Genomic DNA, 26,987 nt, shown 5'->3' with positions numbered 1-26,987 from the left:
GCGCACAGAAACCATCGGGAGTAGTACTTATGTATAGACATTATTGGCGATCGTGCGATTATGACGATCGTGTGGACGGTGCGAACCACGCCGCCCAGGACGGAAGCAGTTGTAGCGGAGCGACCCATTATGAAGAGCGAGGAATCGCTACATCAGCGTATTCGCGTGGATATCGAGCGGCGCATCCTGTCCGGGGAGTGGCGGCCCGGCCATCGCATTCCGTTCGAGCACGAATTGATGGTCCAGTACGAATGCGCGCGCATGACCGTCAACAAGGCGTTATCCGCGCTGACGGAGGCCGGATTGATCGAACGCCGGCGCCGTGCCGGCAGCTTCGTGACGCGGCCCATCGCGCAATCGGCGGTGATGGCGATTCCGGATATCGAGGCGGAAATCCTCGCGCGCGGCCAGTCGTATCGTTACGAACTGCTGACGAAGCGGCAACGCCGCGCATCGAAACACGACCGGGAGGCGATGAAGCTGGGAGCGGGCGCCACCGTGCTCGCGGTGTCGTGTCTGCACCATGCGGACGCGCGACCGGTGGCGTTCGAAGACAGGCTGATCGTGCTCGACGAGGTGCCGGATGCGCAGCAGGCCGATTTTGCGCTCGAGCCGCCAGGTGGATGGCTGCTCCGCCATATTCCGTGGCACGTGGCGGAACATCAGATAACGGCGCGTAACGCGCCGGATGACGTGGCAGCGCTGCTCGCCATCGAGCCGGGACTGGCGTGTCTCGTAGTAGACCGTCAAACGTGGCGAATGGGTGCGCCGATCACGAGCGTGCGCCTGTGGTTCCCGGGGGACCTGCAACGCCTCGTGGCGCGCTTCACGCCGAGCAGTGTGTCGCCGCGTTCAGGTGCTGCTACGTGACTGCTCCAGCAGCACCTTGAGTAGCGCTTCGCTTTCCTCGTCGACAGGCATCATCCACTCCAGCCTCACCTCCTGCCCGGCAATTGTCTGCGGCGTACCAACGGTGGTGACCATCGAGAACAGGCGCAGCGTTTTCCCATCCTTCAGCAGGGAAAGGGGTACCACGGGCGAATCAAGCGGGATGTCGAGACCTTTCGGGGTTTTCCACTCGGAAGGGACGCCCGGATATGCAAGCAGACTTTCCAGCAGTTCATTGGTTTTCTGATCGACGTGACGACCCACCGCCTCACGATAAACCCGATGGATCAGACTGATTGCGAGCAGATTCCAGTCCTCGATATGAGGGCGCAGCAGTGCCGGATCGAAAATGGTGCGGAGTATGTTTTGTTGTCCTGACCAGCGTGAAGTATCGGTGAAGCAGTTGAACAGGCGTGGCAGCGCGTCGTTGGTCATGAGCACGTTCCAGTAACGATCCATCACCACTGCCGGATACGGTTCCGCCTGACGCAGCATCCGTTTGAGCGCAGTCGCCACGCCCATCATCTCGGCACCTTCCCATGTGCCTTCCGGATAAGCCGGCGCGTAGCCGGCGGCCAGCAGCAGGCTATTCCGATCGCGCAGAGGAATGTCCAGCGACTCGGCCAGATCCAGCAGAATCTGCCGGCTCGGAGAGTTTCGCCCGCTTTCGATGAAACTGATGTGCCGTTGCGAAACCCCGCTGATCAGCGAGAGTTTGAGTTGACTTTGCCCGCGAAGATCGCGCCAGTATCGCAGTAGCTCGCCGGCGCCTAGCCGGGCCTTCCTCGCAGCCGGATTGGCTTCGACCATGCTGAACACTCCCAGGTTGCTCCGCGAGCCTATACAAGGGTGGTTGCTTGCGCGATTACCCTGCGGGTAATTGGATCAGGTATCGCAAGGATACAGAATTCATAGCATCGAGGCGGTTCGCTTGCACGAGCTGCCTTCCACTTCTTCTGCCCCGCATGGGCAAGCCAGGATCGACATGTCATGACCCAACCCATCTCGATCGGGGCATTCACTGCGCCCGATTCAACTTACACACGCAAAGCGGTTTCGCTCGTCGAGCGTACCCATTCGAAAGCGATGATGGCACACGTTCATCGCACCTGGTGGTTCGCCGAATTTCTGGGAAACAGGCGCGGTCTGAAATACGACCGCGAGGTGGTGTATCTCGCCTCGTTGTATCACGACCTTGGTTTGACGGATGAATTCTGTGCAGACAACCGCTTCGAGGTGGATGGCGCAGACGCGGCGAGCCGCATTCTGCTCGCGGACCGCTATCCCGAGGAAAAAGCGGCTCTGGTCTGGGACAGCATCGCTCTCCATTCGAGCGGTGGCATCGCAGAGCGCAAACAGTCAGAGATTGCCCTGATCTATCTGGGCGCGCACGTCGACGTCTTTGGCATGTTTCTGGACGAAATTACGCCATCGTTTGTCGACGACGTACTGCAAATTTATCCGCGAGAGGGGTTCAAGCTGGCGTTCCAGCAGGCGCTCGCCGAAGTCGCCAGAAAGAAACCCCATACCGCTGTGGGGACGGGCGTGGCCGATGTCGCACGGCGCCATGTTCATGGATTCGAATGTGCGAATGTCTGCGACCTGATCGACCATGCACCCTTTCAAAGCTAGCGTGGGTCGGCGGCCATAGCACCGCCGCGATGTGAACCTCGTGGGTCAGAAACCACGCCTTGGAGCATGAAAATGACAGCAAAGTACAGCGAATACGAATTCCGCACCCAACCCTGGTTCGATCAGGACAATTTCCAGGGCTTCAATCAGGCCATCCCTATGAAGACGATGGTGATTTGCTGCTTCGATCCACGCGCGGCCGAAGTTCCGCAGATCGTATCCGAGCATTTCGGGGACGAGGTCTATCCCGGTCAGAATGTCCTCGACGAGCACGGGAACAAGATTGGCCACACACGTACCCTGTTTACGGTGTACTGCGCGGGTGGGCGTGCGGCGTCGGCACTGCAATCCATTGCGACGATGGACTACCTCTTCAATGTCCAGAAAGTCGTGGTCGTGCATCACTCGTTCTGCGGCGCGACGGGCTTCCGGCCCGATCAGCTTATCGACAGGTATCGCGACTGCCATCATGCTGATATCTCAGCGATGTTCGATCATGACAGTCTTGCGATCATGAACTTCGAAGACTCGCTCAGGCATGACATCAAACTGCTGCGGGAGACCGCGGCCGTGCCCAGCAGAGTGCAGCTTTATGGATTCTTCTACGAGATGAACAAAGGCGAGCTGATCGAGGTGGTGCGCGATCTTCCTGCTTGAACGCTGGCAGGCTGTTCGATTTTCGTGGCCGCACGCCGGGTATAAAGGGGTGTTGCGGGAATCATGGGAATCGGTTATAAAAATATGACCGGGCCACAAGCTCGAACAGCCGTTTTCTCCACCAACCTTAGGAGGATGCTATGTCACCGTTAAACGTAACGATGCGCTGAATGGCGCAACCGCGTCACTGAAGGCTCGTCATTCCCACTTCAATTTTCGCCGCACCTCCCGCTTCATGCGCCTGTGGCATCGCGCGCCGCTTGACCCCGCCATCCCTGCAAGTTCTTTAGTTCTGTTTTTCGCCGGTCTTCGTTGCTGGCTCTTCCCTCCGTCGCCTGATATTGCCGTCGCTTGCGTCGTCGCGCTCTGTTTTCGTCCGTCAGTCCAGCCTTGCCTGGCAACGGAGCTTACCGGCGTGCGGTCCGCGCGACCTCTCTGAATAATCGTTCGCCCCGTTTGCGAGCTTCGCCGTCATCAACGTCGTGGCTAGCGCCGCGCTCGCCTGGGTTGCCATGCGCAAACGTGGACGCGCCATTCCTCTATCTATGCCGACAACAGAATGAAGAGCCATCCATTTTCATCAGACGCGCCACGTACGGTGGCGAACCGTGTTCCGGAAAAGCCGAAACTCGAAGGACTCGAAGCGCGCTGGACCCAGCAGTGGGAGACTCAACGCACGTACGCGTTCGCGCGCGATGCCGGGCGCGACGCCATCTTTTCTATCGACACGCCTCCGCCGACTGTTTCAGGCTCCCTGCACGTCGGCCACGTGCTCAGCTATACACATACCGACATCATCGCGCGCTTCCAGCGCATGAGAGGCAAGACGGTGTTTTATCCAATGGGTTGGGACGACAACGGCCTGCCAACGGAACGCCGCGTGGAGAACTACTACGGCGTCGTTTGTGATCCGGCCGCCGCTTACGATCAACATTTTTCGCCGCCTGATGCTCCGCCGTCGCAGCGATCATCGTTTGCGCGGATTAGCCGGCGCAATTTCCTCGAACTATGTCACCAGTTGACGGCGATCGACGAGGTTGCGTTCCGCGATCTATTCATTCGCCTCGGCATTTCCGTCGACTGGAGCCTCGCCTATGCGACGATCGACGAACGTGCGCAACGCGCCAGTCAGCGTGCGCTGCTGCGAAATCTGCAACGCAGCGAACTCTATAGCCAGCAGGCGCCATGTCTGTGGGACGTGACGTTTCAGACGGCAATCGCGCAGGCCGAACTCGAAGATCGCGACATCGCAGGGGCCTATCATGATCTTCGTTTTATCGACGCTCACGGCAACGGTGTGATGGTGTCCACCACCCGCCCCGAATTGCTGCCGTCCTGCGTTGCGCTGGTTGCGCATCCTGACGACGAGCGCTTTCGCCACCTGCTCGGCACACGGGTCCGCTGCCCGTTGTTCGGCATGGAAGTGCCCGTGATGACGCACGCGCTCGCGGACCCCGGCAAAGGAACCGGTCTCGCGATGGTGTGTACATTCGGAGACCTGACGGATGTGATCTGGTGGCGGGAATTGAATCTGCCGACCCGCGCCGTGGTGGGCAAGGATGGCCGCATGGAGCCTGCTGCACCGGACTGGATCGAGTTGCCGGAAGGGCGCGCATCGTACGCGCAAATCGCTGGCTGTACGGTCGCGGAATCACGTCGCCGGATCGTCGAGATGCTGACATCGAGCGGCGATCTGATCGGTGTGCCGCGCCCGCTCACGCACGCCGTCAAGTTTTTCGAAAAAGGCGACCGTCCGCTTGAGATTATCGCAACGCGTCAATGGTATCTGCGTAATGGCGGGCGTGACGCGGCGTTGCGTGATGAACTGCTGCGCGCAGGCGAAGCGCTTCGCTGGTATCCGGGCTTCATGGGGAGCCGCTACGCGAATTGGGTGAGTGGTCTGAACGGAGACTGGCTAATCAGCCGTCAACGGGTTTTCGGCGTGCCGATTCCGCTGTGGTATCCGCTCGATCAGCAAGGTCAGCCGGACTTCGACTCACCCATTTGCCCGGATGAGGCGACTTTGCCGATCGACCCGCAGTCGGATATCCCGCCGGGATTCACTGCGTCTCAACGAGGACAGCCTGAAGGTTTCATCGCCGACGCGGACATCATGGACACGTGGGCGACGAGTTCCCTGACGCCTCAGATCGCTGCGGGTTGGGAAGAGGCGGACGGTTGTTTCGACAGGGTGTTTCCTATGGATCTGCGTCCGCAGGGACACGACATCATCCGGACCTGGCTCTTTTCGAGCGTCGTCAGATCGCATCTGGAAACGAAGCAGTTGCCGTGGCAGCGCGCGATGCTGTCAGGCTGGATCCTCGATCCTGACCGGAAGAAAATGTCGAAGTCGAAGGGCAACGTGGTGACGCCCATCGCGCTCCTCGACACCTACGGCTCAGACGGCGTTCGCTACTGGGCAGCCCTGGGCCGTCCGGGAATGGACGCGGTGTTCGACGAAAAGCAGATGAAGAACGGCCGGCGGCTGGCGTTGAAGCTTTTGAATGTGTCGAAGTTCGCACTCGGTTTTCCCCGCGCGCCTGACGACAGGCTCACCGAGCCGCTAGATCGCGCGATGATCGGCCGTCTTGCGAAGATCGCGGACCTGGCCACCGCCGCGCTCGACTCGCTCGACTACAGCAAGGCGATGGAGCAAACGGAGGCGTTTTTCTGGTGGTATTGCGACGACTACGTCGAACTGGTGAAGGGCCGTGCACATGGCACGGGAAGCGGCGCGGCGTCTGCGCATCGGGCACTCGGCGAATCCCTGTCGGTGCTCCAGCGGCTGTTCGCCCCTTTTCTGCCTTTCGCAGCGGAGGAATGCTGGTCATGGTGGAATGAGACGTCGGTTCATCGCGCGCCGTGGCCGGACGTCGACGCGCTCGAACGGCTCGCCGGGCCGGAGGCGACCGATGCTACGGTCGACGTCGTCTCCGATGTTCTGCGCGAAATACGCCGGGTCAAATCGGAAGCAAAGCTGTCGATGAAGGCACCTGTCGCCCGTTTGACCGTCAGCGACTCCTCGCAACGCGTGGCGCTTTTGCGATCCGCACAGAACGACTTGTGCAGTGCCGGGCAGGTCGAGCAGATCGACATGGTTGACGCGGAGGTTCTTCGGGTCAGTGTGATCTTTGCTTAGGGCGGCGTCACGAGCGCAGCTCGCGAGTGCTGGCGCCGCCATCCCTTATGTCCTGAATCCTTGCGAATCCGTCGTTGAGGACAGGATGCATCGGGTGCCAGAATCAGATATCGGCGCCGCTGCGCACGCCCGTGCCACACATGTGCGACCTACCTTCCAGGAGTTTTGAACATCATGCCTTATCTGCAACTGGACCTGAACGACCATTATCCGGTGGAAAAAAAGCGCCTGCTTGCCGCGCGGATGAGTGAAACCTATGCCCAGATGATGTCGGTGGACATCCGACGCATCAGCGTGGCCATACGCGAACTGGGGGAGGGCGGCGTGTGGCGCATCGCCGAAGCGGGCACCGAGCCTACTCCGGTTGCCGTCATGATGCTGGACATCAGAAAGGGCCGGCCGCCCGAGCTTCGCATGGAGGTCGCAAAGTCCCTCTGCGCGCATTGCATCGAGATTCTCGGCTTGCGTGAAGACCGCCTCAACGTCGAATTCACCCAACATTCCGGTGATGAGATGTATCACCCGGCGCTCGGCGGATACAGCCCGGAATGGGCGCCCGGCGAGCAGTAACACACGCTGGACGGGTCAGCAGGGTGCATCGCATCCCGCTGGTCCAAAACGAGCCAAATCGGCCGAGCCAAAGCGGCACAAATCGGCCCAATCCGGCCCAATCCGGCCCAAATCGGCTCAAGCCGGCCCAAAGCATTACAGCGCGAGTTGCGCCACGCCCGACGCCCGCTGTATGGTTTGCGGCGTTTGACCAAAGGCCCGCAAAAAAGCCTGACGCATGCGTTCCCGGTCGCCAAAGCCCGTCTCTCTTGCAATGACTTCGATCGGATGGCGGCTCGTCTCCATCATCAGGCGAGCGGCTTCCACGCGAAGCCGCTCCACTGCCTTCGCGGGGGAGTGCCCGGTTTCCTCACGAAACACGCGGCTGAATTGCCGTGGACTCAGACGCGCCGCTTCGGCGAGCCGTTCAACCGTGAGATCGCCGGCGAGGTTTTCACTCGCGTAGGCCAGCGCCATCTGCACCCGGTCGGACCGCGCGTCGAGTTCCAGCAAGGTGGAGAATTGCGACTGTCCGCCGCCGCGCCGCTGATAAAGCACGAGCTTGCGGGCAACCATACGCGCCGCTTCCAGACCGAGGTCGCTTTCCACGATGGCGAGGGCAAGATCGACGCCCGCACTCATGCCGGCGGAAGTCCAGATTTGACCATCGACCACAAAGATGCGGTCCTCTTCGAGCTGTACGCTGGGGTGCCGCTTCTTGAACTCGCGCGCGTGATACCAGTGGGTCGTCGCCCGCTTGCCATCTAGCAGGCCCGCTGCCGCCAGCACGAAGGCACCCGTGCAGATCGACGCAATGCGGCGCGAGTGGAGCGCTGCATCACGAACGTAGTCGAGCAGCGTCGCTGAAGGCAGACGGCATTCGTTGTCACCCGCAACGATGAGCGTGTCGTAGCTGCCATCGCCGAGCGCTTCGCTGTGCACCGAAAAGCCCTGCGACGACGACACCGGGCCGCCGCGTTCCGACACGATGCGGAACTCGTAGGCCTGTTCGCTGTGCAGCAGATTGGCGTACTCGAACACGCTCGCGACCGCGAGCGCGAGCGACTGAAAATCTGGGTAAACGACAAGTCCGACTCTGTGCATGATGTTTCTCAAGCGTTTGATAGCCGATTTTGCCGAGTCGGTCCTGATTTCCCAAAGGACGAATATGCAAGGTTTTCGGTCAACGGGATGGGTAAGCGCGGCGGGAAGGGCTCGTAACGGTGCAAGGGTCGACGCGTGGCGAAAGCATGCTAAGGCTGGATTCACGCCATGTCCTGAAACCTTGCATCTACGTCATTGAGGATGCGCGGTGTGGAAGCCAGAATGCTCTCCAACACACGACACTCTGTCGCGTTCAATCTACGGAGAGAATCGATCATGAATGCTTCAACACACGGTACCGCGCTGATCACGGGCGCATCCACTGGCATTGGCGCGATCTACGCGGATCGTCTAGCGAAGCGCGGCTACGACCTGATTCTGGTGGCACGCAACCAGGATCGTCTCGACGCACTGGCTAGCCGGCTCGCCACGCAGACTGGCGTGTCGGTCGTGACGGTGGCCGCCGATCTCAACGACAAGGCGGCGCTTGCCAGGGTCGAAACCATTCTGCGCGAGAACAAGCGCATCACGATGCTCGTGAACAACGCAGGCATCGGCTCCGTTGCATCGGTCCTGAACGGCGACGTGGACAACATGGAGGCGATGATCAACCTCAACATCACCGCGCTGACGCGTCTCACCTATGCCGTTGCCCCCGCTTTCGTCGCGAAGGGCGCAGGCACCATCATCAACATCAGTTCGGCGGTCGGTATCGCTGTCGAACTTCTGAATGGTGTTTATGGTGCTTCGAAGTCCTATGTGTTGAGCTTTGGTCACGCACTGCAACGCGACCTCGCGGACAAGGGTGTGCGCGTGCAGACGGTCTTGCCGGCAGCGACGGCCACCGAGTTCTGGGACGTGGCGGGCTACGCGAAGCAGAAAGAGTCTGCCAGCACGATGACGGCCGCCGACCTGGTGGATGCCGCCCTCGCCGGACTCGATCAGGGCGAACTCGTGACCATTCCCACCTTGCACGATGGTAATGAATGGACGCAATGGGAAGCAGCGCGCCGCGCGCTCGCGCCGAAATTCGCCAACGCCAAGGCGGCGCCGCGCTATGCGCTGGACGTCGAGGCCAGCGCGTAAATCCGTCAGCGCAGATTCATGGCGAGGTCGTTGCGCGCCTGGGATGACGGCCGCCGGACGCGATGCTTCCGGCGGCGACGCTATAAATGACCTGGAAACCATGCTGATTCGACATGGACCGGGGATCGCGCGCCCTCTAACGTAACGACATGCAAGCTTCGGTCGCCGCATCGCGCGGCGCGCCGATCAACGCCGTTTGCCTGCTGGCGCATGCCGTGGGTGGGCAGGTCGATACGCTGCCGCACGAACCGGAAAACGACATCATGAGACAACCCTTCTACAAGGTCCTTTACCTCCAGGTGCTGGCGGCAATCGCGGCCGGTATCCTGCTCGGCCATCTCTACCCGCACTACGCGACAGCGATGAAGCCGCTAGGTGACGCCTTCATCAAACTGATTCGCATGATCATCGGTCCGGTCATCTTCTGTACCGTCGTGACCGGCATCACCAGCATGAGCGATCTGAAGAAAGTGGGGCGTGTAGGCGGGAAGGCGTTGCTGTATTTCGAAGTGGTGTCGTCCATCGCTCTGGCGGTCGGCTTGCTGTTCGGTCATCTGCTGCATCCGGGCAACGGCTTCAACGTGTCGATCGCGTCTCTCGATTCCCGGGCAATCTCGGGCTTCGTCAGCCAGGCGGATCGTCATGATGGACTCGAGGGCTTTCTGCTGGGAATCATTCCGGCCTCGTTCGGTGAAGCGTTTACCAAAGGCGATACGCTGCCGATTCTGTTCGTTTCGGTGATGTTCGGTATTGCGGTCTCCGCGGCGGGCGAGCACGCCAAGGGGGTGTCCACAGCGATCGAAAAACTCTCCGCGGTGTTCTTCTCGTGGGTCAGGATCATCACGAAAGCGGCCCCGTTAGGCGCGTTCGGCGCGATCTCGTTTACCGTCGGAACGTACGGCATCGCCTCGCTGATACCGCTCATGAAGCTGATCGTGACGTTCTACGTGACCGCGTTCGTGTTCGTTGCCGTGGTGCTTGGCGCCGTCGCAAGGGTTTCCGGATTCAGCGTGTGGCGTCTGCTGGCATATCTCAAGGACGAACTGTTCATCGTGCTGGGCACGAGCACGTCCGAGGCGGCGCTGCCTCAACTGATGCAGAAACTGGAGCGGTTGGGTTGCTCGAAGGCGGTGGTGGGGCTAGTCGTCCCGACCGGCTATTCGTTCAACCTGGACGGCGCCAACATCTATATGACGCTCGCGGTTCTGTTTCTCGCCCAGGCCACGAATATTCATTTGACGATGGGGCAAGAGTTGACCTTGCTGGCGGTCACGATGCTGACCTCCAAGGGTTCCAGCGCGGTGGTCGGTGCAGGCTTCATTGCGCTCGCGGCGAGCCTCGCCGTCGTACCCACGGTTCCCGTTGCGTCGATGGTGCTCATTCTGGGCATCGATCGGTTCATGGCGGAGTGTCGCTCGCTGGTGAACATCATCGGTAACGCGGTCGCGGTGGTCGTCGTGTCGGCCTGGGAAGGTGAACTCGATCGTCCGCGTATGCATGCGGTGCTTCACGGTACTCGTGACGGCGATCCCGCTCGGGAAGCGTTAAGCGACGCAGTCGCGCTGGATGAGCGTCAACCGAAACCACGTGCAGGCAGCGCTTTGCCAGCAGAGCAATGAAGCCGGCGTGCAACGACGCGTTCAGGCCTTGTAGCCGATACGCTCGAATGCCTTCACGCGCGCCCGGTCGATGCCATGCACGATCGCGCCCAGCAGCACCGCATCCGTGCCGGTCGCAGAGACCGCGAAATCAGGCACGGGAATGGGCAGCCGCGACGACAGATGCTCGCGGATGGCGGGCAGCATCAACGCACCGCTACGTCCAATGCCGCCGCCGAACACGACCAGTTGCGGGTCGAGCACCGGGATGATGGCGGCGAGTCCCCATGCAAGCTGACGCGCTTCTTCGTCCAGGCAGCGCTGGGCCCGCGCGTCGCCCGCCTGGGCGGCGATAAACACCTCCTCGGCGTTCGATACGGCAAGCCCGAGACGCTGAGCGTAGGCGACGATGCCTTTCGCGGCGGCAAACGATTCGAAAGTCCGATGAGTGCCGTCGTGCGTGCTGCCATCCTCGGCAGGCGCGGACGGCAACACGGCGATTTCGCCGGCAAATCCATGTGCGCCGCGATGCAGGCGGCCCCCGGCGACGATACCCACGCCAATGCCGGTGCCGATGGACATGAACACGAAGTTCTCGACGTCACGTCCGACACCGTGGCGCTGCTCGCCCAGCGTGGCGAGGTTGATGTCGTTCTCGATGACGATGTCGGCGCCGAGCGCCGCGCGCAGCGAGGGAATCAGCCCGGCTTTTTCCCAGTCGGGTAGATTAGGCGCGAGACGCAGCCGGTCACTGGCTGCATCCAGCACACCGGGCGAACCGATCACGGTCATCAGCACATCTTCACGTGGCACGCTCTGCTGTTCGAGCATGGCGTCGACGAGTTCGACGATGCGCGGCACGTGCTGGGTCACGCGAGCGGGCGTGCGTTTCTCCAGCCGCGCGATGATGCCGCCCGTCAGATCGGCCACGGCGCCGCGAATCCATTCGGCACCCACGTCGATGGCGACCACGAAGCCGGCACGCGCACGGGGCGCATAGAGACGCGGCGAGCGCCCCGCGTTGCCGGCGCGCACGCCGGTCTGCTCGACAAGCCCAAGTTGTTCCAGATTGCCTAGTGCAGCCGACACCGTCACCTTGGACAGGCCGGTGCTCGCGGCCAGTTGCGGGCTGGAGGCGGGCGCCAGCGACAACAGGTGCTGATAGATCGCCCACTCATTGCCCTGACGGACGAATGCCGGCCCGCGTGTGACCGGCGCGGTGGACTGGATGGCCTTCAGAGTGTGGTGGTTCATGCGCGGCAAGGTGACAGGATGGCCGATGCTATCAACGACCATGATCCCCGGGCAAGCACGAGCACGCACTGGCGCCTCGGGGAGCGCCGTCATGGATCAGCGCGAGACGAATTTTGACACATTTGCATTCGTAAAGAATCTTTCCTATCATTCAACACCATGACGCCGACACCAAGAAGCGGCGCCTATCCTGAGGCAGTTCCAGACAACGAGACGCGGCATACGCCGCACGGAGACATTGATGAGCGATTCCACCTGGCAGGACCGGTCCAACGGTTCACAGGCCGAGGCAGCGCAGCCTGCGGATGCCGAACAGCCGCATTTCCGGCGCTCGGTTGGCCTGTTCCCGGCCATTGCAGTCAACATGATCCAGATCTGCGGGGTGGGTCCATTCCTGACCATTCCCGCCATCGTCGCGGTGATGAACGGGCCGCTTGCCGTGATTGGCTGGATTTGCGGCGCCATTCTCGCGATGGCGGACGGTCTGGTGTGGGCCGAGCTTGGGGCGGCGATGCCGGGCGCGGGCGGCACGTACCTGTATGTCCGCGAGGCATTCCAGTACCGCACCGGCAAGCTGATGCCGTTCCTGTTCGTCTGGACTGCGATGCTTTCCATTCCGCTCATCATGAGCACGGGCATCATCGGCTTCGTGCAATACCTCGGCTTCTTCCTGCCCAATCTCACGCCCTGGCAGACCCACGCCATTGGTATCGCGGTCGTCGCGCTGGTGGTGTTTGCGCTGTATCGCCGTATCGAGTCGATCCGCGCCTTGAGCGCCGTGCTGTGGATCATCATGGTGCTGGCAGTGGGCCTGACCACCGCAGCCGCTTACTCCGATTTCCATCTGAGCCTCGCCATGTCGCTGCCGCCGGACGCGGGCAATATCGGCAAGTTCTTCACGGGGCTGGGCGCGGGGCTGATCATCGCCATCTACGACTATGCGGGCTACAACACCACGGCCTACATGGGCGACGAACTCAAGAATCCGGGTCGCGTCATGCCCCGTTCCATCATCATCTCGATCCTCGCGATGATGGTGTTCTATCTCGCCATGAATATCGGCGTGATCGGCACGGTGCCGTGGCAGGACGTCGCGAAGTCTACGTCGGTGGCTTCGCTCGTGGTATCGCGCAACTGGGGGCACGCTGCTGCGTCGGTCGTCACGGTGCTGATCCTGATTGCGGCATTCGCGTCCGTGTTCGCCGGATTGCTGGGCGGCTCGCGTGTGCCGTTCTATGCCGCACGCGATGGCGTGTTCCTCTCGGCGTTCGGCAAGCTGCATGAGAAGCACAATTTCCCGCACGTTGCGCTGCTCGTGATGGGCGTGGTGACCGCCGCTGGCACTTTCTTCGACCTGACCACGGTCATCAATATGCTGGTCGCTGTGGCGGTGCTGCTGCAATCGGTTGCGCAGATTGCGGCGTTGACCGTGCTGCGCCGCCGTCAACCGCAACTCGTCCGGCCGTATCGCCAGTGGCTTTATCCGCTGCCGAGTCTGGTGGCGCTGGTTGGATGGCTCTACGTGTTCTATGCGACTGATCATCAGTCGCAGATCCTCTCGACCGGCTGGGTCGTGCTGGGGCTGATTGCATTCGTGATCTGGGCGCGCGTTGCGAAGCAGTGGCCGTTCGGACCGAAGCACGTGCGCGAAGCCTTCATCGAACGACAAAACGCCGGTACGGGTCACTGATCGCGCTCATGTACGACACGGATTCATCCATGCAACAACAGGCATTCAGCGACGAAGACAACGGCTTTCTGCTCGCCATCGACTTTGGCGGCACGAAGATCGCAATGGCGACCGTCACCGCAACGGGGCAGCGTCTTCACGAAACGGAAATCCCGACATGGGCCGAGCAGGGCGCCGACCGGGTGCTGGCGCGCATGTTCGACGCGGCGCTGACGCTCGCATCGAAAACAGCGTTAGACACGGACGGTGCGTTGCTCGCGGTGGCCGCCGTGACGCCCGGCATCGTGCAGCCCGACGGCATTCATCTTGCGCCGAATAATCCGGGCTGGGAGCGCCTCGCTCTTGCGGCGCGTCTGCGCGAAGGGTTTGGCGTCGACTGCGTGAGCGTCGCCACTGACGTCAAGGCGGCGGCGTTGGCCGAAGCGCGCTGCGGGGCGCTGATGGGCGTTGAATATGGGCTGTATCTGAACGTCGGAACCGGACTCGCGGCCGCGCCCGTGGTGGGTGGAAAAGTGCTGCGCGGCGCGCACGGCGCAGCGGGTGAAATCGGCTACCAGTTGCGTGGCGTGATGGGCGAAGTGCCGTTCGTCGACGGCGGCGCGCCGCTCGAGAATTTCATCTCGGGCCGCGCGCTTGCCGACCGCACGAGCGCACTGCTCGGACGCACGGTGACCACACGGGAGGCGTTCGAACTCGCGGCGTCGATGCCAGCAGTCGCGACGTTGATCGACGATGCGCTCGATGGTCTCGCGATGCACGTCGCCAATATGGCGCTTCTGCTCGACCCGTCGCACATCGTGATCGGCGGAGGGATGGCGCGCGTTCCAGCCGTGCTGGCCGCTATCGAAGCACAACTCGAACGTGCGGTTCCGTATCCGCCCGTGGTGGCGGTTGCTGCGTTTGGTAAGGGGGCCGCGTTGCAGGGTGCGATCGCTGCTGTTATGGATGCGTGGGCGGGGCACCGCGTGCAGCACGCCTGCCAATAGTCGCCACGGACGCGTTATTGCAGGGCTGCCTGGCCTGGCGTTTCATCCGTGCACTTTCCACTTACAGCGTCTCCGCAGCTCGCGCGTCGAAATCCTTGCGAGCCCGCTCGATGGCCGGCCAATGCACCCTGTTCCAGCCGCTGAATACTTCGAGTGGCTCCATTTCCCGCGCTGCAGACGATGGATGAGTGGCTGGACGACGCGGGGAAGCCGCTGCTTCAGGCCGCGCTTCAGGCAGGTGCAGCAGACCTCGCGCTGCGCTGAACGGCCCGCGGTCAATCAGCTCATGCTCAGCTCAATGTTTCGTAGTCCATCGCATTGGTTTTGAAGGAAAGTGCCCAGCGTGCCGGGGAACATCCCACTCGTTGACGGAACGATGCAGTGAAGTGGCTCTGACTGCAAAATCCGGCGCGCAGGGCGATGTCGGCCAATGAGAGCGCGTTTTCGGCGAGCAGACGCTTGGCAAAATCAATGCGACGATCTACGAACCATGCGTAAGGCGATTTGCCCGTCCGCTTTCTGAAGGCGCGGGCAAACTCGCCTGTGCCCAGATCCAGCACAGCGGCCCAATCCCGCACGTTGAGTTTCGCTTCGAGATTGGCGTCGGCAAACTCGACACATCGTGCGAACGACGCATCGTCCAGCGGTCCGAGTCGCGTATGGTCATTGATAGGAAGATTGAAGTGCTGGCAGTCGACCAGATTGGCCAGCAACGCCTGCACCAGACCCTCCAGATATGCTTCACGCTGAGGTGAACTCAACTGGCTCGCGGCGGCAAATGCTGCTGCCAGCGTCGCGACCACGGGGTGAGGGCGCACCAACGGGGTGAATCGAACCGGCTCGGCGGGCCAGAGATAGCCGGCCTCACTAAACGCCCGGCGAAGCGTATCGCCTGGCACGATCAATTCCAGTTGCTGCAAGGGCGCGACGAACACCGTCTGACTGCGTTCCTCGGGCACCGACAGACGCAGCATGCCAGGCCGCAACGCCCCGCTAAACAGCTTTCTGCCCTTGCGCGTCACTTGCGCGGCGCCCTCCGTCACGGGCATGAGGAGCGCGCACACGTCCTCGGAGGTGTGCATGTCGATGGCTTCGCCTCTGGACCGCTGATAGCTTTTCAGCTGCGGAATGGCCGCGTTCATGTCGATACACGCTCCTGACAGGACTGCGATGCAACCGCTCAAAGCGGCAAACGGGTACGCGAATTATTACTGCGCGTATGCGATAAAAACATAGCACACGCCAATTTGCATGTACATCGCGCGGCCCTCGCGAGCAGCGCGGTGTTGGCGGCATTGGCGTCATTTGAGCAGACAAAACCTGGGGCTTCCGCAATTTGATACGTGTCGAAACTTGAAAGACCGCTGTGATGGCGGTCTTTAGCATGAGGACACCGTCGATGTGTCCACTACCAGTAGTCCGCTATCACGTTCCTGATCACACCAAGGAGGCTGATCCGTTGAGCAGAACCCAACCTCCGCCGCCGCCCGCGTCGAACGAAACCGATCGCCCCGTTAGCGCCGACACCTACAGCGCGCGGCGCGTGCTTTCGTTCGCGAACGTCCCGGCGCTGTTTGGCATTGCCGCCATTCTGGCCTGCACGGTCGTGGCTTTTGCATACACGGGCGGTTTTCTGTCGCCGCACCGACTCACACAAACGCGTGTGGTGGATCAGTTCGAACGGGCTAATGGACCGCATCCCGGCTTTCGTCGCAATCATTCAAAAGGTGTCTGTTTTACCGGCTCGTTTGAAAGCGATGGCCAGGGCGAGCGACTGTCGAAGGCATTGATTTTCAAGCCGGGCACGACGCCCGTGTTCGGACGATTTGCGCTCGCCGGCGGCCAGCCCTTCATGATGGATGGACCGACGGCCGTGCGCAGCATGGCGGTGAACTTCACGTTGAGCAACGGCGAAATCTGGCGCACCGGCATGAACGGCATTCCTGTATTCACGGTACACAGCCTGCGGGATCTCTATGATCAACTGGGTGCGGCGACACCTGATCCACGCACTGGCAAGCCAGATCCTGCACGGATGAAGGCCTTTTTCGCGTCTCACCCCGATACGGCCCGTGCCATGAAAATCATCATGGCACAGCCATTTTCATCGGGTTTCGCCGACACGACCTATAACAGTCTGGACGCGTTTATCTTCACCAGTTCGCAAGGTCAGACAACGCCCGTGCGCTGGAGCATGGTGCCGGAAGAGCCGTTTCGTCCCGACAAGCCGACGCCGGCGCAATTGCAGGATCACAACTACCTGTTCGACGATCTCGCTGACCGCGTTCATGCTGCGCCGGTGCGCTGGCGTCTGATCGCAACGATTGGTCGTCCTGAAGATCCGACCAGTGATCCGACCCAGGCGTGGCCTGCCGATCGTGAACATGTCCAGCTTGGGGTGCTGACCGTGAATCAACTGCAAGACGAAACCCAGGGACCTTGCCGCGATGTCACGTTCGATCCGCTGATCCTGCCAGCCGGCATCGAAGGGTCCGACGATCCTATCCTCAGTGCCCGTTCCGCCGCGTACTCACCATCGTTCGTGCGGCGCTCGGGAGAACCTGCGCCATCGCCCGCAGTTCGTTTTTCCGCGAGCGGCGCAGAAGGGGCGCACCAATGACAAAAGTTCAGGCTTTTCCCTCGTTGTCGCGGTTGTTGCATTGGCTCATGGCCGTCATGATCGTCGCGATGCTGTTCATCGGCATTGGCATGGTCACGACGCCGCTGCATTATCAGGCGCTGGTGTCGATTCATCGTCCGCTCGGTATCGCAGTGCTCGCACTCGTCGCGCTTCGTCTGATCAACCGCCTGCTCAATCCGCCGCCGCAATTGCCGCCTGGGATGCCGCGTCTCATCGCATTTGCAGCGCACGCCAGTCACGTTGCGCTGTACGCATTGATGTTCGCGGTGCCGCTCGTCGGCTGGGGCATGCTGTCGGCGGGCGGCTATCCGGTGGTGCTGTTCGGCGCCGTTCATCTGCCGACTTTGTTGCCGCATGATGCGCCGCTTTACGCGGCGTTGCGGCACACGCATACCGTGCTGGCGCTGTTGCTGTTCGCCGTCTTTTTCGCGCATCTCGGCGCCGCGCTGCTTCATGCTTTCGTGTTTCGTGACGGCGTGTTCGAAAGCATGGCAGCGCTGCGCGTGTCGAATGGCCGGCCAATACAACGCCGGCAACGCTAGCAACACCAGCAACGCTAAGGCTGAATCACCGTCATCCTGAATGGACCGCCGTGATGGGCGGCGTGAGCGACGGCCTCGTTTGCGTCATCGAGCGCAAATGTGGTGACTTCGAATTGCCTGAGGTCGAACAGCCCCGCGCGAACCAGGCCTGTCATGCGGGTGACAGCTTCTGGCGGATACATCCATTTGCCGCGGATCGTGATGTCGTTACGCATGATCCACGGATAGGGCAGGCTCAGTCCGTCGCCGCCGAGCATGCCTACGCCGCCCATCAAAATGACGCGGCCATAGGGACGCACGGCCATGACCGCCGCGCGAACGGCCTTCGTGTCCGCCGAGGGTGGCAGCAGATCGATCACGCAATCAATTGGACCAGGGGCCGCCGCGCGAAGCTGCTCACGATCGACGTCTTCATTGCCGGACAGGATGACGGTTCGCACGCGTTCGCCAAAGCGCCGCTCCAGATCAGCGAGTGCTTTCGTATTGCGTCCTGGCGCAACCACACAGCGTGCGCCCATCGCCAGCGCCACCGCCACGCAGGCGCTGCCGAAGTTGCCGGTAGCGCCGCTCACCAGCAGCGTTTCGCCGGCCTGTAGCGCGGCCGCCAGCAGGCCGCCGTACGGCACGAGCGCGACGTTGAGCGCGCACCAGTGGGCGGCCTCGTGCGGTTCGATGGCGCCAATGCGGATCGCGTTTTCGGTCGGCACACGCAACTGTTGGGCGAAGGGGCCGTCATGAAAGTGCCGCTGTAGACGCAAGCCACCGTCGCCACGCGCGCTCCATCCCTGTAGCGTGATGTCGGGCGTCAAGGCGTCGTCGCGCGAACGCACGGTCGGGTCGCAGAATACCCAGTCGCCGGTTTGCAGATGCGTAGCGTCGGGACCGCTCAGCTTCACGCGGCCAATTGCGCCACAACCGGGAATCATGGGCAATTCCATCAGATAGCGCCGCTCGCCGCTGAATACTTCGTTCGCGTACGATAGTACCGGCGCGGCCACGACATCGACGATCACCTCTCCCGTGCCGATCTGCGGGTCCGGTTTCTCGACAATCTCGAGCGGTTGTCCAAATGCATTTAGCACTGCGGCTTTCATCGTGTGCTCCTCGGATAGTGTCGATCGCACCATTCTGGCAGCGCTAGAATCGCTAACAAGGCCTGGCACTATCCCAGGATTGCTGCGTACCACCTTCTTCGAGGACGACATGCCGGCGGCAAAACGAAGCGAACTGGGCGACTTCCTGCGCTCGCGCCGGCAACGGCTCGATCCAACGCAACACGCCAGCAATGGCCGGCGCCGCCGCACGCCTGGCTTGCGGCGCGAAGAGGTCGCGGAGTTGGCCGGCATCGGCGTGGACTGGTATGTGCGGCTCGAACAAGGACGAACGGTTAGCCCTTCCCATGCAACGCTCGATGCGCTCGCCCGTGCGCTGCAACTTGGCGAGGTCGAAGCTGCGCATATGCGGGCACTGGCGCGCGAGCACCCGCATCGGGCTTTCGAGGTGGAGCGCGTGCCGCCTGCCATCGAGCGCATGGTGGCGAGCCTGCCTTTGCCGGCGTACGTGACAGGCCGGCGTTGGGACATCCTGACCTGGAACACGGCGGCCGCGGAATTTCTCGGCTTTCAGCGTCTGGCGAAAGCCGATCGCAACATCCTCGTGTTCATGTTTATCGAAGCGGACGCGCGGCGCCTGTTCGGCGAGACGTGGGCCGATGAGGCGCGCCGCATGATTGCGCTGTTTCGCGCGACGCATGATCTGCACGCCAACGATCCAACCTTCGTCGCGCTGGTCGAGCGCCTGCGCTCGCACAGTGCTGAATTCGCGCAGTGGTGGAACGCGCATGATGTGGTGAGCGGCGTATCCGGACGCAAGTTGCTCATGCATCCACAACGTGGGCTGCTGCGGTACGAGTACGCTACGTTCCAGGCGAACGACGATCCCGCGCTGAAGCTCGCGATTTACACGCCCGTGTGAGGCTTTTTACCGAGGCGCTGATTCGGGCGTAGCCGTCTGCCAACGGCATTCAGGGCACCAGCAATATCTTTCCTGGCCGGTGCTGCTGCGATCCCTCGATCATCTGATGTGCAAGCCGTGCGTCGCGAAGCGGTAGCTCATCGCCGAGATGAGTCTTCAGTTGACCTTTCATGACCAGATCAGCGAGCGTTTCGAGGGTGGCCGTGGCGACGGAGACGAGCAGAAAGTCCGCGCGTGACTCGCGTTGCGCGGCGCGTTTTTCGTCGGGCTTTTCCACGATGGATACGATCGTTCCGCCGCGTTTGACGAGCGCATAGCTGCCTTGCAGCGCGTCTGCGCCAACCGTATCGACGATCACGTCGAAGGAATCCGCGTAAGCATCGAGCGACGCCGAGCGATCCAGTACTTCGTGCGCGCCGCTATCTTTCACGCGCTGGAGATCCTTGCTGGATGCCGTGGCGACGACGAACGCACCCGCGATGCGCGCAAGCTGCACGGCGTACGCGCCGACATTGCCGGCCCCGCCATAGATCAGCACGCGTTGCCCGGCCGAAACATGCGCGAAATCGTGCAGCATTTGCCACGCCGTCACGGCGATCACCGGCATCGAAGCGGCATCGTCAAAGCGCATGCCGGCAGGCATCTTTGCGATCATGCTGGCACGCACCGTCGCAAACTGCGCATAGCCGTTGGTGAAGCGCGGATTGGTCACGCCAAAGACGCGATCGCCGACGGCAAATTCTGTTACGTCTGCGCCGAGTTCGACCACTGTTCCCGAGATATCGGACCCGGGCGTAAGCGGCAACGGCTGCGGGAGCACGCTTTTACCGGCGCGAATCCACGCATCCCACGGGCCGACTCCGGCGCGCGCCACTTCGACCAGCACTTCATTGGCCGCTGGCCGCGGTTTCTCCAGATCGACCCACTCCAGGACATCGGGCGCGCCGAACGTCGACACCTGAATGGCTTTCATCATCGTCATCATAATGTCACCTCAATTGAGGGAGAGCGCTGGCCGCGCCCTCAAGATTAGTTCGTCCTGCCGATTAATACAGGCAGGACCAAGATGCAACGCCGCGCTCAAGCGTTGAAGCCGCCATCGATGGTCAGATTGGCGCCGGTCACGAAGCCGGCTTCCGGGCTGACCACGTAAGCCACCATCCCGGCCACTTCGTCAGGATGCGCGTGGCGCGGCAGTGCCATCAGACCATGCAGCATCGCAGCGAAATCACCTGTTTCGGGATTCATGTCAGTGTCCACCGGACCCGGTTGCACGTTGTTGACAGTGATGCCCTTCGGGCCGAGGTCGCGCGCCAGACCTTGCACCAGACCGCGTAGCGCGGACTTGCTCATGGCGTAAGCGGCGCCGCCGGCAAACGGCATGCGTTCGGCGTTGACGCTGCTGATGTTGACGATGCGGCCGCCGTTGCCCATGTGGGGCAGCACGGCCTTGATCGCCACGAACACGGCGCGCACATTGACCTGAAGCGTACGGTCGAAATCCTCCAGCGAATACGTGTCGACGCCGCCCATCAAGAGAACGCCTGCATTGTTGACGAGAATGTCGATCTTGCCAAACTGGGTTGCGGCGGCGTCAATTGCGCGTCCGACGGCAGCCGCGTCGCCCGCGTCGGCCTGCAATGCAAGGGCACGTCCACCGGCCGTTTCAATCTCGGCAGCAAGCGCACTCGCGTTGGCCGCCGATCCCTTGTAAGTGAATGCCACAGTCGCGCCATCGCGCGCCAGACGCCGCACGATGGCTGCGCCAATACCCCGGCTGCCGCCGGTGACAAACGCTACTTTTCCGTTCAGATTCGAAGTCATGATGTGCTCGAGGTGAGTGTTGATGGACGCAGTATCGACTCTTGATTACACCTTGAGTAGCGGGTGATCTAGACTATCTCTTTCAACCATTTGTATCGAATCCTCATTCAATGGAAGCGCTCAATCTCGTCGAATCCTTCGTGCTGACGGCCGAGCACGGCAGTTTTTCCGCGGCGGCGCGCCGGCTCGGTTTGACACCCGCGGCGATCAGCAAGAACGTCGCACGGCTGGAGGCCGCGCTCGGACTGCGGCTGTTTCAGCGCAGCACGCGCAATCTCACGCTGACGCCGGCGGGCGAGCAGTTTCTGCGCGAGGTGAGCGAGCCCTTCACGGCGCTGCAGGATGCGTTTGCGGGCGCGACGACCCAGGAGGGCAAGCCTGCGGGTTTGTTGAAAGTCAGCCTGGGACTCGCGTTTGGCCGCGAGTATCTGGTCCCGCTGCTCGGCGATTTTCTTGCGCGGTATCCCGCCATCGTGCCGGACTGGCATTTCGATAACCGGCCCGTCGATCTGATTGCGGGCGGCTTCGACGTCGCCATTGGCGGTGGCATCGAACTCACGCCGGGCATCGTGGCGCGCGAACTCGCGCACACGCATGTCGTCGTGGTTGCGTCGCCTGCTTACATGGCGACGCGGAAGATGCCTAAACATCCGGCGGAACTGGACCAGTTCGACGCCATCGTGCGGCGCTCGGCCACGACCGGGCGGCTGCGGGTCTGGACGCTGCGCAACCAGCTCGGCGAGCAATACCGCGCGGAGTCTCGTACGCGCATCATCTTCGACGACCCCGAGGCGATCGCCCACGCTGCGATGCTCGGCCAGGGCATTGCCTACCTGCCGATGCCCCACGCCGCTCGCTGGTTATCGGAAGGCACGCTCATGCGGCTGCTGCCAACGTGGTACGCCGAGCAGGGGCCGATTTCGCTCTACTACCCGAACAAGAAGCTGTTGCCGGCGAGAACGCGCGCATTTGTCGACTTCGTGGTCGAGGCTTTTCGTGAGCGGCGGCTGGCGGAGAAATTCGATGGACGGTGAGCGCGATTCGATCACCACATGATCGACTGCTGATACGAAGAGATGGATTATCGCGTAAGACGATGCATTCTATGATTTCTCCTCGGGTCCGGATTTGGCCGGGCGAGTCGAGCGATGTGCCACTGGCACAGCAGACCAGAAATCAAGGGAGCATTGCAATGGATATCCATACGAGAGGTGCGCGGATTCACGTCGAGGAGCAGGGCGAGGGGCGCCTGGCGCTGGTGTTTCTGCACTACTGGGGTGGTTCGTGCCGCACGTGGGATGGCGTTGTGGACAGCCTGTCGAGCGCATATCGGTCCATCGCCATTGATCATCGCGGCTGGGGTGAGTCCGACGCGCCGGCGCACGGCTACACCATCGCCGATCTGGCCGACGACGCCGAGGACGTGATTGCCGAGCTGAAACTGCGCGCTTTCGTGCTGGTTGGGCATTCGATGGGCGGCAAGGTGGCGCAACTGCTCGCGTCGCGTCGGCCTCAAGGACTGCAGGGCGTGGTGCTGGTCGCGCCATCGCCGCCCTCGGCAATGAAGTTTTCGGCCGAGCAACGTGCAGCGATGAGTTCTGCTTACGATTCGCGTGAATCAATCAGTGGGGTCCTCGACAACGTGCTGACCGCCAACCCGCTGACGCGCGCGCAACGTGAACAGGTCATCGCCGACAGTCTGCGCGGTGCGCCGCAAGCGAAAGCTGCATGGCCCAACGCCGGCATGCTCGAAGACATCACGGCTGAGGTTGGCGTTATCAATGTGCCCGTCACGGTGATTTCGGGTGAGCGCGATCAGGTGGATAGCGTGGAGACGCTGCGCAACGAATTGCTGCCGCGCATCCAGGGCGCCCGGCTGCACGTGTTACCGGGCATTGGGCATCTGTCGCCGCTCGAAGCGCCGGCGGCGGTTGCCACGGTTATCCGGGAGTTCGTTGCTGAACTCGAACCGCTGGCGAGTGACGATAACTGCAGCACGCACGAGTAGGGTTTCGTGCGAGCCTAAACGTTCATGGCGCGTTCGATTGTCAGGCCTTCGCGCGCCGCGACTTTCTCTGAGGTTGCCGCGCGCGCTGAATGCGTTGTGGTGTGTGCTGGTCCCACGGCGGTGCGTCGCCGAATGCAGCGGCCAGATAGTCCAGCAGATGACGCACTTTGAGCGACAGGTGCTGCGCACTGGGAAACACCGCCTGGATCGTCAGTTCCGCCGCGTGATAATCGGGCAGCAGTTCGATGAGTTCGCCGCGTGCGATGTGCTCGCCGAACACGAACGTCGGTCCATAGACAATCCCGCTTCCTTCCAGCGCGGCGGCGAGCAACAGTTGAGTATTGTTGGCAGACAGGCGGCTCGGGCCGCTAACCTGATGCACGCGCCCCTGGCTGTCGGTCAACATCCAGTCGCCGGCTGACACCGCCTCACTAAACGTGAGTCGCGGCGCCTGCTGGAGATCGTCGGGACTGCGCGGCGTGCCGTTCTTCTCGAGGAACGCGGGTGACGCGCAGATCACCATGCGGCACGGTGCGAGACGCCGCGCCACCAGCGCTGAATCAGGCAGGCGCCCAATCCGCACGGCCACGTCTACGCCGGTTTCGAGCAGATCGACATAACGATCGCTCAACGACACCTCGACGTTGACGTGGGGATGATCCGCCAGGTATCGGGCGAGCACCGGGCCGAGATGCATCGCGCCGAACGTGACGGGCGCGGCGACACGCAACACGCCGCGTGCGGTACCGCGCGCATCGCTCGCCTCGCGATTGGCCTCGTCCCATGCTTCGAGAATCCGCTTGCAACGCGCGTAATAGGTGTGGCCGATTTCCGTGAGACTCAGACGACGCGTCGTGCGGTGAAGCAGTCTGGCATTGAGTTCGGCCTCGATCGCGCTCACATATTTGCCAGCCATCGCGGCAGATAAGCCAAACCGCCGTGCAGCAGCGGCGAAACTGCCTTCGTCGACGGCGGCGACGAACACGCTGATGCAGGTCAGACGGTCCATGCGTTCCTTGCTTGATACGCCCTAATCATGATGCGCAGGCTCGTTTTCATAATGTATGGCAATCCTAAGCGGTGAGTTCGCCTTGTGAACCTGCTGTCTTGCGCTTGCGTTGCAGAGACGGCGAGCGCTCGGTCAAGCTGGCAGAGGCATCGGTATCAGGCGAACCCGCAGCCGCGAAGCGGCGCCGATATTCCGCTGGTGTGGTCTGTTTCGCGGCCCTGAACTGCCGGTTGAAATTGGCGACGTTCGCGAAGCCTGAGCGCGCGGCAATCACAGCGACGGGCAAGGAGGTATCCACCAGCATGCGGCATGCGTGTCCGATCCGCACGCGGGCGATATACCGTCCGACGCTCTCGCCGATGTGTTGCACGAAGTAGCGCGTGAGCGAGCGTTCCGACAGATTCGCGGCCTCGCACAGTTCCGCCATGCGCAGCGGCTCGGCGAAGCGGGCGTCGATCACGGAAAGAACCCGGTTGATCCGTTCGGGTTCGTGACCGGAGGGCCCGATTGCTTCATTGAACGTGCTGGGCGATGCCAGCGGTTGGCCCGGTGCGTCGGCCAGCGTGCAGAGAATGTCGAGCGCGGTGCCGAGGCGCTCGCGTGCCTCGCTGGAAAGCAGGTGCGCAAGCCGCTCGCGCATCGCGTTGCCGGCGGGCGGGGCGAAGGCGAGGCCGCAGGCGGCGCGGCGCAGCAGTTTGCGCAGCGGTTCATATTCGGGGCAGCAATCCGCCATGCGGCGCGCCCAGTCGCCGTCGAACCAGATCACGATGGCGACCTGCGGCGAGGCAGGGTCGATGGAACGATTCGAGGCCCACGTATGGGGCAAATCCGGCGGCACGAGGACGAGATCCTCGGCTTCATAGTCGGTGACAGAGTCGCCGATGTAGCGCTTGCCATGACTGTTCATGGTTAGCGTTAACTCGTACTCGGGATGGTGATGCCACTCGAACGGAATGCGCGGCAGGCGCCGATGGTAAACCCGCAGCGAACAGTTCTCGCCGAACTCGACGTGCTCGTAGGCTGGTTTCATGGCTGAAAACGCAAATGAATTGCCTGAATAGTATCACTCGTGCGAGTCCGCCCGTCATATGCTCGGGCATATCAAATCACACGGAGACAATCATGGCGTTAATCGTCGAAGATCTGCCGGGCGCGATCCGGCAAGCCAAACGGGCGCTGCGCGCTGCGTTGCCAAACTATCGGGAAGTCTTCGCCGAAGTCGAAGCTGCGATCAGCGCCGAGGCGAAACGGATTGCCGCGCAGCGCGATCGCGGCGAGGACGTGATCCCCGAAATCCAGTTTGCCGATATCGTCGAACAGCGCATCACAGCAGAGCAGATCGGGCTCATCAAGGCGCGCGGCGCGTGCGTGATCCGCAAGGTGTTTCCCCGCGAACTGGTGCAGGGCTGGGACGCGGACATTGCGCAGTACGTCGAGCGCAATAACCTCGACAAGCGGCTCGAAAACCGCGCCGAAGACAAATACTTTGGGCAACTGGCGTCCAGCAAACCGCAAATCTACGGCGTGTACTGGTCGAAGCCGCAGATGCTCGCCAGGCAGTCCGAAGCACTGACCACGGCGCGCGTGTTTCTGAACCGCCTGTGGCGCACCGAGAGCGAAGGCCGCGTGCACTTCGATCCGGATCGCGTGCCGGTGTATGCCGACCGGCTGCGTCGCCGGCCGCCGGGTTCCGCGTCGCTTGGCTTGTCGGCGCATTGCGATGGCGGCTCGGTCGAGCGCTGGATCGAAAGCAATTTTCGTCACGTCTACCGCCACGTGTTTGCAGGTAACTGGCGCGACTACGATCCGTTCGATGCCGCTTACCGCACGGAGGTGGAGGAGATCGCCTCGCCTGCGGTGTGCTCGATGTTCCGCACGTTCCAAGGATGGACTGCGCTGACACCGCAAGGTCCGGGCGACGGCACCCTGCAACTCGTGCCCATTGCCAATGCGATGGCGTATATCCTGCTGCGCGCGTTGCAGGACGACGTGGCCGAGGACGACCTGTGCGGTGCGATGCCGGGCCGCGCGCTGTCGATCAAGACGGAGTTTCACGCGCCCCTGTTCGAAGCGCTCTCGTCGATTCCGAAGATGGAAGCGGGCGATACCGTGTTCTGGCACAGCGACGTGATTCACGCGGTGGAAGACGAACATCGCGGCGCGGGCTATAGCAATGTGATGTATATCCCCTCGGCGCCCACCTGCGCCAAGAACGACGCCTATCTGAAGCGGCAGTTGCCGAGCTTCCTGAAGGGCGAGAGCCCGCCCGATTTTCCGGCTGACCATTTCGAAGTGGATTTCACCGGACGCGCGACGGCCGACGATCTTACGCCGCTCGGCAAGGCACAACTTGGGTTTGATCTGTAGTTCGGTTTCGATGTTGTTCCCTATGTACTAAGAAGTAGG

At 62.0% G+C, this 26,987-nt stretch carries 24 protein-coding genes; 15 read left to right on the top strand and 9 right to left on the bottom strand.

Annotated features, from left to right (window positions below; translation table 11 throughout):
- Positions 1–129 precede the first annotated feature (129 nt).
- Positions 130–870 carry a histidine utilization repressor gene (gene hutC / locus D0B32_RS24335; RefSeq protein ID WP_117336863.1) on the top strand — a complete coding sequence of 247 codons (741 nt, stop codon included), beginning with the start codon at positions 130–132 and terminating at the stop codon, positions 868–870.
- On the opposite strand, the gene D0B32_RS24330 is transcribed toward hutC, so the two are convergent.
- Positions 853–1,698 (bottom strand): helix-turn-helix domain-containing protein, encoded by an 846-nt coding sequence (locus D0B32_RS24330; RefSeq protein WP_117337166.1) that lies wholly within the window; start codon positions 1,696–1,698, stop codon positions 853–855. The two genes, hutC and D0B32_RS24330, sit on opposite strands and share 18 nt — an antisense overlap.
- 180 nt (positions 1,699–1,878) lie before the next feature.
- Between D0B32_RS24330 and D0B32_RS24325 the strand changes: the two genes are divergently transcribed.
- The 4 genes from D0B32_RS24325 to D0B32_RS24310 all read left to right on the top strand — a co-directional run bounded on the left by D0B32_RS24325 (position 1,879) and on the right by D0B32_RS24310 (position 6,886).
- Entirely contained in the window at positions 1,879–2,520 is a 642-nt protein-coding gene (locus D0B32_RS24325) for a phosphohydrolase (RefSeq protein WP_117336862.1), read from the top strand.
- Between the two features lie 72 nt (positions 2,521–2,592).
- On the top strand, positions 2,593–3,177 hold the full coding sequence (locus tag D0B32_RS24320) for a carbonic anhydrase (RefSeq protein ID WP_117336861.1): 585 nt from the start codon (positions 2,593–2,595) through the stop codon (positions 3,175–3,177).
- Between the two features lie 559 nt (positions 3,178–3,736).
- On the top strand, positions 3,737–6,316 hold the full coding sequence (gene valS / locus D0B32_RS24315) for a valine--tRNA ligase (RefSeq protein WP_117336860.1): 2,580 nt from the start codon (positions 3,737–3,739) through the stop codon (positions 6,314–6,316).
- A 174-nt stretch (positions 6,317–6,490) separates the two neighbouring features.
- Positions 6,491–6,886: a tautomerase gene (locus D0B32_RS24310; RefSeq protein ID WP_117336859.1), complete on the top strand. Its 396-nt coding sequence runs from the start codon at positions 6,491–6,493 to the stop codon at positions 6,884–6,886.
- Positions 6,887–7,021: 135 nt separating this feature from the next.
- Here the strand turns inward: D0B32_RS24310 and D0B32_RS24305 are convergent, their stop codons facing one another.
- The gene (locus tag D0B32_RS24305) at positions 7,022–7,969 is read right to left on the bottom strand and encodes a GlxA family transcriptional regulator (protein ID WP_117336858.1); all 948 of its coding nucleotides are present in this window, start codon (positions 7,967–7,969) and stop codon (positions 7,022–7,024) included.
- A 276-nt stretch (positions 7,970–8,245) separates the two neighbouring features.
- Here D0B32_RS24305 and D0B32_RS24300 point away from each other — a divergent pair, with 276 nt between their 5' ends.
- Both D0B32_RS24300 and dctA read left to right on the top strand, forming a co-directional pair.
- Entirely contained in the window at positions 8,246–9,055 is an 810-nt protein-coding gene (locus tag D0B32_RS24300) for an SDR family oxidoreductase (protein WP_117336857.1), read from the top strand.
- 263 nt (positions 9,056–9,318) lie between these two features.
- Positions 9,319–10,674 (top strand): C4-dicarboxylate transporter DctA, encoded by a 1,356-nt coding sequence (gene dctA / locus D0B32_RS24295; protein WP_117337165.1) that lies wholly within the window; start codon positions 9,319–9,321, stop codon positions 10,672–10,674.
- 21 nt (positions 10,675–10,695) lie between these two features.
- Here the strand turns inward: dctA and D0B32_RS24290 are convergent, their stop codons facing one another.
- Positions 10,696–11,907 (bottom strand): ROK family transcriptional regulator, encoded by a 1,212-nt coding sequence (locus D0B32_RS24290; RefSeq protein ID WP_181969895.1) that lies wholly within the window; start codon positions 11,905–11,907, stop codon positions 10,696–10,698.
- Positions 11,908–12,148: 241 nt separating this feature from the next.
- Here D0B32_RS24290 and D0B32_RS24285 point away from each other — a divergent pair, with 241 nt between their 5' ends.
- Positions 12,149–13,597, top strand: a complete 1,449-nt coding sequence (locus D0B32_RS24285; RefSeq protein ID WP_117336855.1) for an APC family permease — start codon at positions 12,149–12,151, stop codon at positions 13,595–13,597.
- Positions 13,598–13,626: 29 nt separating this feature from the next.
- Entirely contained in the window at positions 13,627–14,583 is a 957-nt protein-coding gene (locus D0B32_RS24280; RefSeq protein WP_181969894.1) for an ROK family protein, read from the top strand.
- A gap of 290 nt (positions 14,584–14,873) precedes the next feature.
- Here the strand turns inward: D0B32_RS24280 and D0B32_RS24275 are convergent, their stop codons facing one another.
- A complete protein-coding gene (locus D0B32_RS24275) occupies positions 14,874–15,725 on the bottom strand; it encodes an AraC family transcriptional regulator (protein ID WP_117336853.1) in 852 nt (283 codons plus the stop codon).
- A gap of 317 nt (positions 15,726–16,042) precedes the next feature.
- On the opposite strand from D0B32_RS24275, the gene D0B32_RS24270 reads away from it, so the two are divergent.
- Both D0B32_RS24270 and D0B32_RS24265 read left to right on the top strand, forming a co-directional pair.
- On the top strand, positions 16,043–17,203 hold the full coding sequence (locus D0B32_RS24270) for a catalase family peroxidase (RefSeq protein ID WP_259295121.1): 1,161 nt from the start codon (positions 16,043–16,045) through the stop codon (positions 17,201–17,203).
- On the top strand, positions 17,200–17,766 hold the full coding sequence (locus D0B32_RS24265; protein ID WP_117336851.1) for a cytochrome b: 567 nt from the start codon (positions 17,200–17,202) through the stop codon (positions 17,764–17,766). The genes D0B32_RS24270 and D0B32_RS24265 overlap by 4 nt, the downstream gene beginning before the upstream one ends.
- A gap of 14 nt (positions 17,767–17,780) precedes the next feature.
- Here D0B32_RS24265 and D0B32_RS24260 read toward each other — a convergent pair whose 3' ends face one another.
- Positions 17,781–18,860, bottom strand: a complete 1,080-nt coding sequence (locus D0B32_RS24260; RefSeq protein ID WP_117336850.1) for a zinc-binding alcohol dehydrogenase family protein — start codon at positions 18,858–18,860, stop codon at positions 17,781–17,783.
- A 79-nt stretch (positions 18,861–18,939) separates the two neighbouring features.
- On the opposite strand from D0B32_RS24260, the gene D0B32_RS24255 reads away from it, so the two are divergent.
- The gene (locus D0B32_RS24255) at positions 18,940–19,740 is read left to right on the top strand and encodes a helix-turn-helix transcriptional regulator (protein WP_259295120.1); all 801 of its coding nucleotides are present in this window, start codon (positions 18,940–18,942) and stop codon (positions 19,738–19,740) included.
- Positions 19,741–19,789: 49 nt separating this feature from the next.
- Here the strand turns inward: D0B32_RS24255 and D0B32_RS24250 are convergent, their stop codons facing one another.
- Together D0B32_RS24250 and D0B32_RS24245 are read right to left on the bottom strand one after the other, a co-directional pair.
- Positions 19,790–20,725, bottom strand: a complete 936-nt coding sequence (locus D0B32_RS24250) for an NADP-dependent oxidoreductase (protein WP_117336849.1) — start codon at positions 20,723–20,725, stop codon at positions 19,790–19,792.
- 95 nt (positions 20,726–20,820) lie between these two features.
- Positions 20,821–21,564 (bottom strand): SDR family oxidoreductase, encoded by a 744-nt coding sequence (locus D0B32_RS24245; RefSeq protein WP_117336848.1) that lies wholly within the window; start codon positions 21,562–21,564, stop codon positions 20,821–20,823.
- A gap of 110 nt (positions 21,565–21,674) precedes the next feature.
- Here D0B32_RS24245 and D0B32_RS24240 point away from each other — a divergent pair, with 110 nt between their 5' ends.
- Together D0B32_RS24240 and D0B32_RS24235 are read left to right on the top strand one after the other, a co-directional pair.
- The gene (locus D0B32_RS24240; RefSeq protein ID WP_117336847.1) at positions 21,675–22,598 is read left to right on the top strand and encodes a LysR family transcriptional regulator; all 924 of its coding nucleotides are present in this window, start codon (positions 21,675–21,677) and stop codon (positions 22,596–22,598) included.
- 158 nt (positions 22,599–22,756) lie between these two features.
- On the top strand, positions 22,757–23,572 hold the full coding sequence (locus D0B32_RS24235) for an alpha/beta fold hydrolase (RefSeq protein ID WP_117336846.1): 816 nt from the start codon (positions 22,757–22,759) through the stop codon (positions 23,570–23,572).
- Positions 23,573–23,612: 40 nt separating this feature from the next.
- Here D0B32_RS24235 and D0B32_RS24230 read toward each other — a convergent pair whose 3' ends face one another.
- The gene (locus D0B32_RS24230) at positions 23,613–24,581 is read right to left on the bottom strand and encodes a LysR family transcriptional regulator (protein ID WP_117336845.1); all 969 of its coding nucleotides are present in this window, start codon (positions 24,579–24,581) and stop codon (positions 23,613–23,615) included.
- A gap of 64 nt (positions 24,582–24,645) precedes the next feature.
- Complete coding sequence (locus tag D0B32_RS24225) at positions 24,646–25,611, bottom strand: helix-turn-helix domain-containing protein (RefSeq protein ID WP_117336844.1); 966 nt, start codon at positions 25,609–25,611, stop codon at positions 24,646–24,648.
- Positions 25,612–25,703: 92 nt separating this feature from the next.
- Here D0B32_RS24225 and D0B32_RS24220 point away from each other — a divergent pair, with 92 nt between their 5' ends.
- Positions 25,704–26,948: a DUF1479 domain-containing protein gene (locus D0B32_RS24220; RefSeq protein ID WP_117336843.1), complete on the top strand. Its 1,245-nt coding sequence runs from the start codon at positions 25,704–25,706 to the stop codon at positions 26,946–26,948.
- Positions 26,949–26,987 lie beyond the last annotated feature (39 nt).

Source organism: Paraburkholderia sp. DHOC27, from assembly GCF_003429005.1.
In the GTDB taxonomy this organism is placed as follows: Bacteria; Pseudomonadota; Gammaproteobacteria; order Burkholderiales; family Burkholderiaceae; genus Paraburkholderia.
This window is presented reverse-complemented; position numbering and strand designations above follow the sequence as displayed.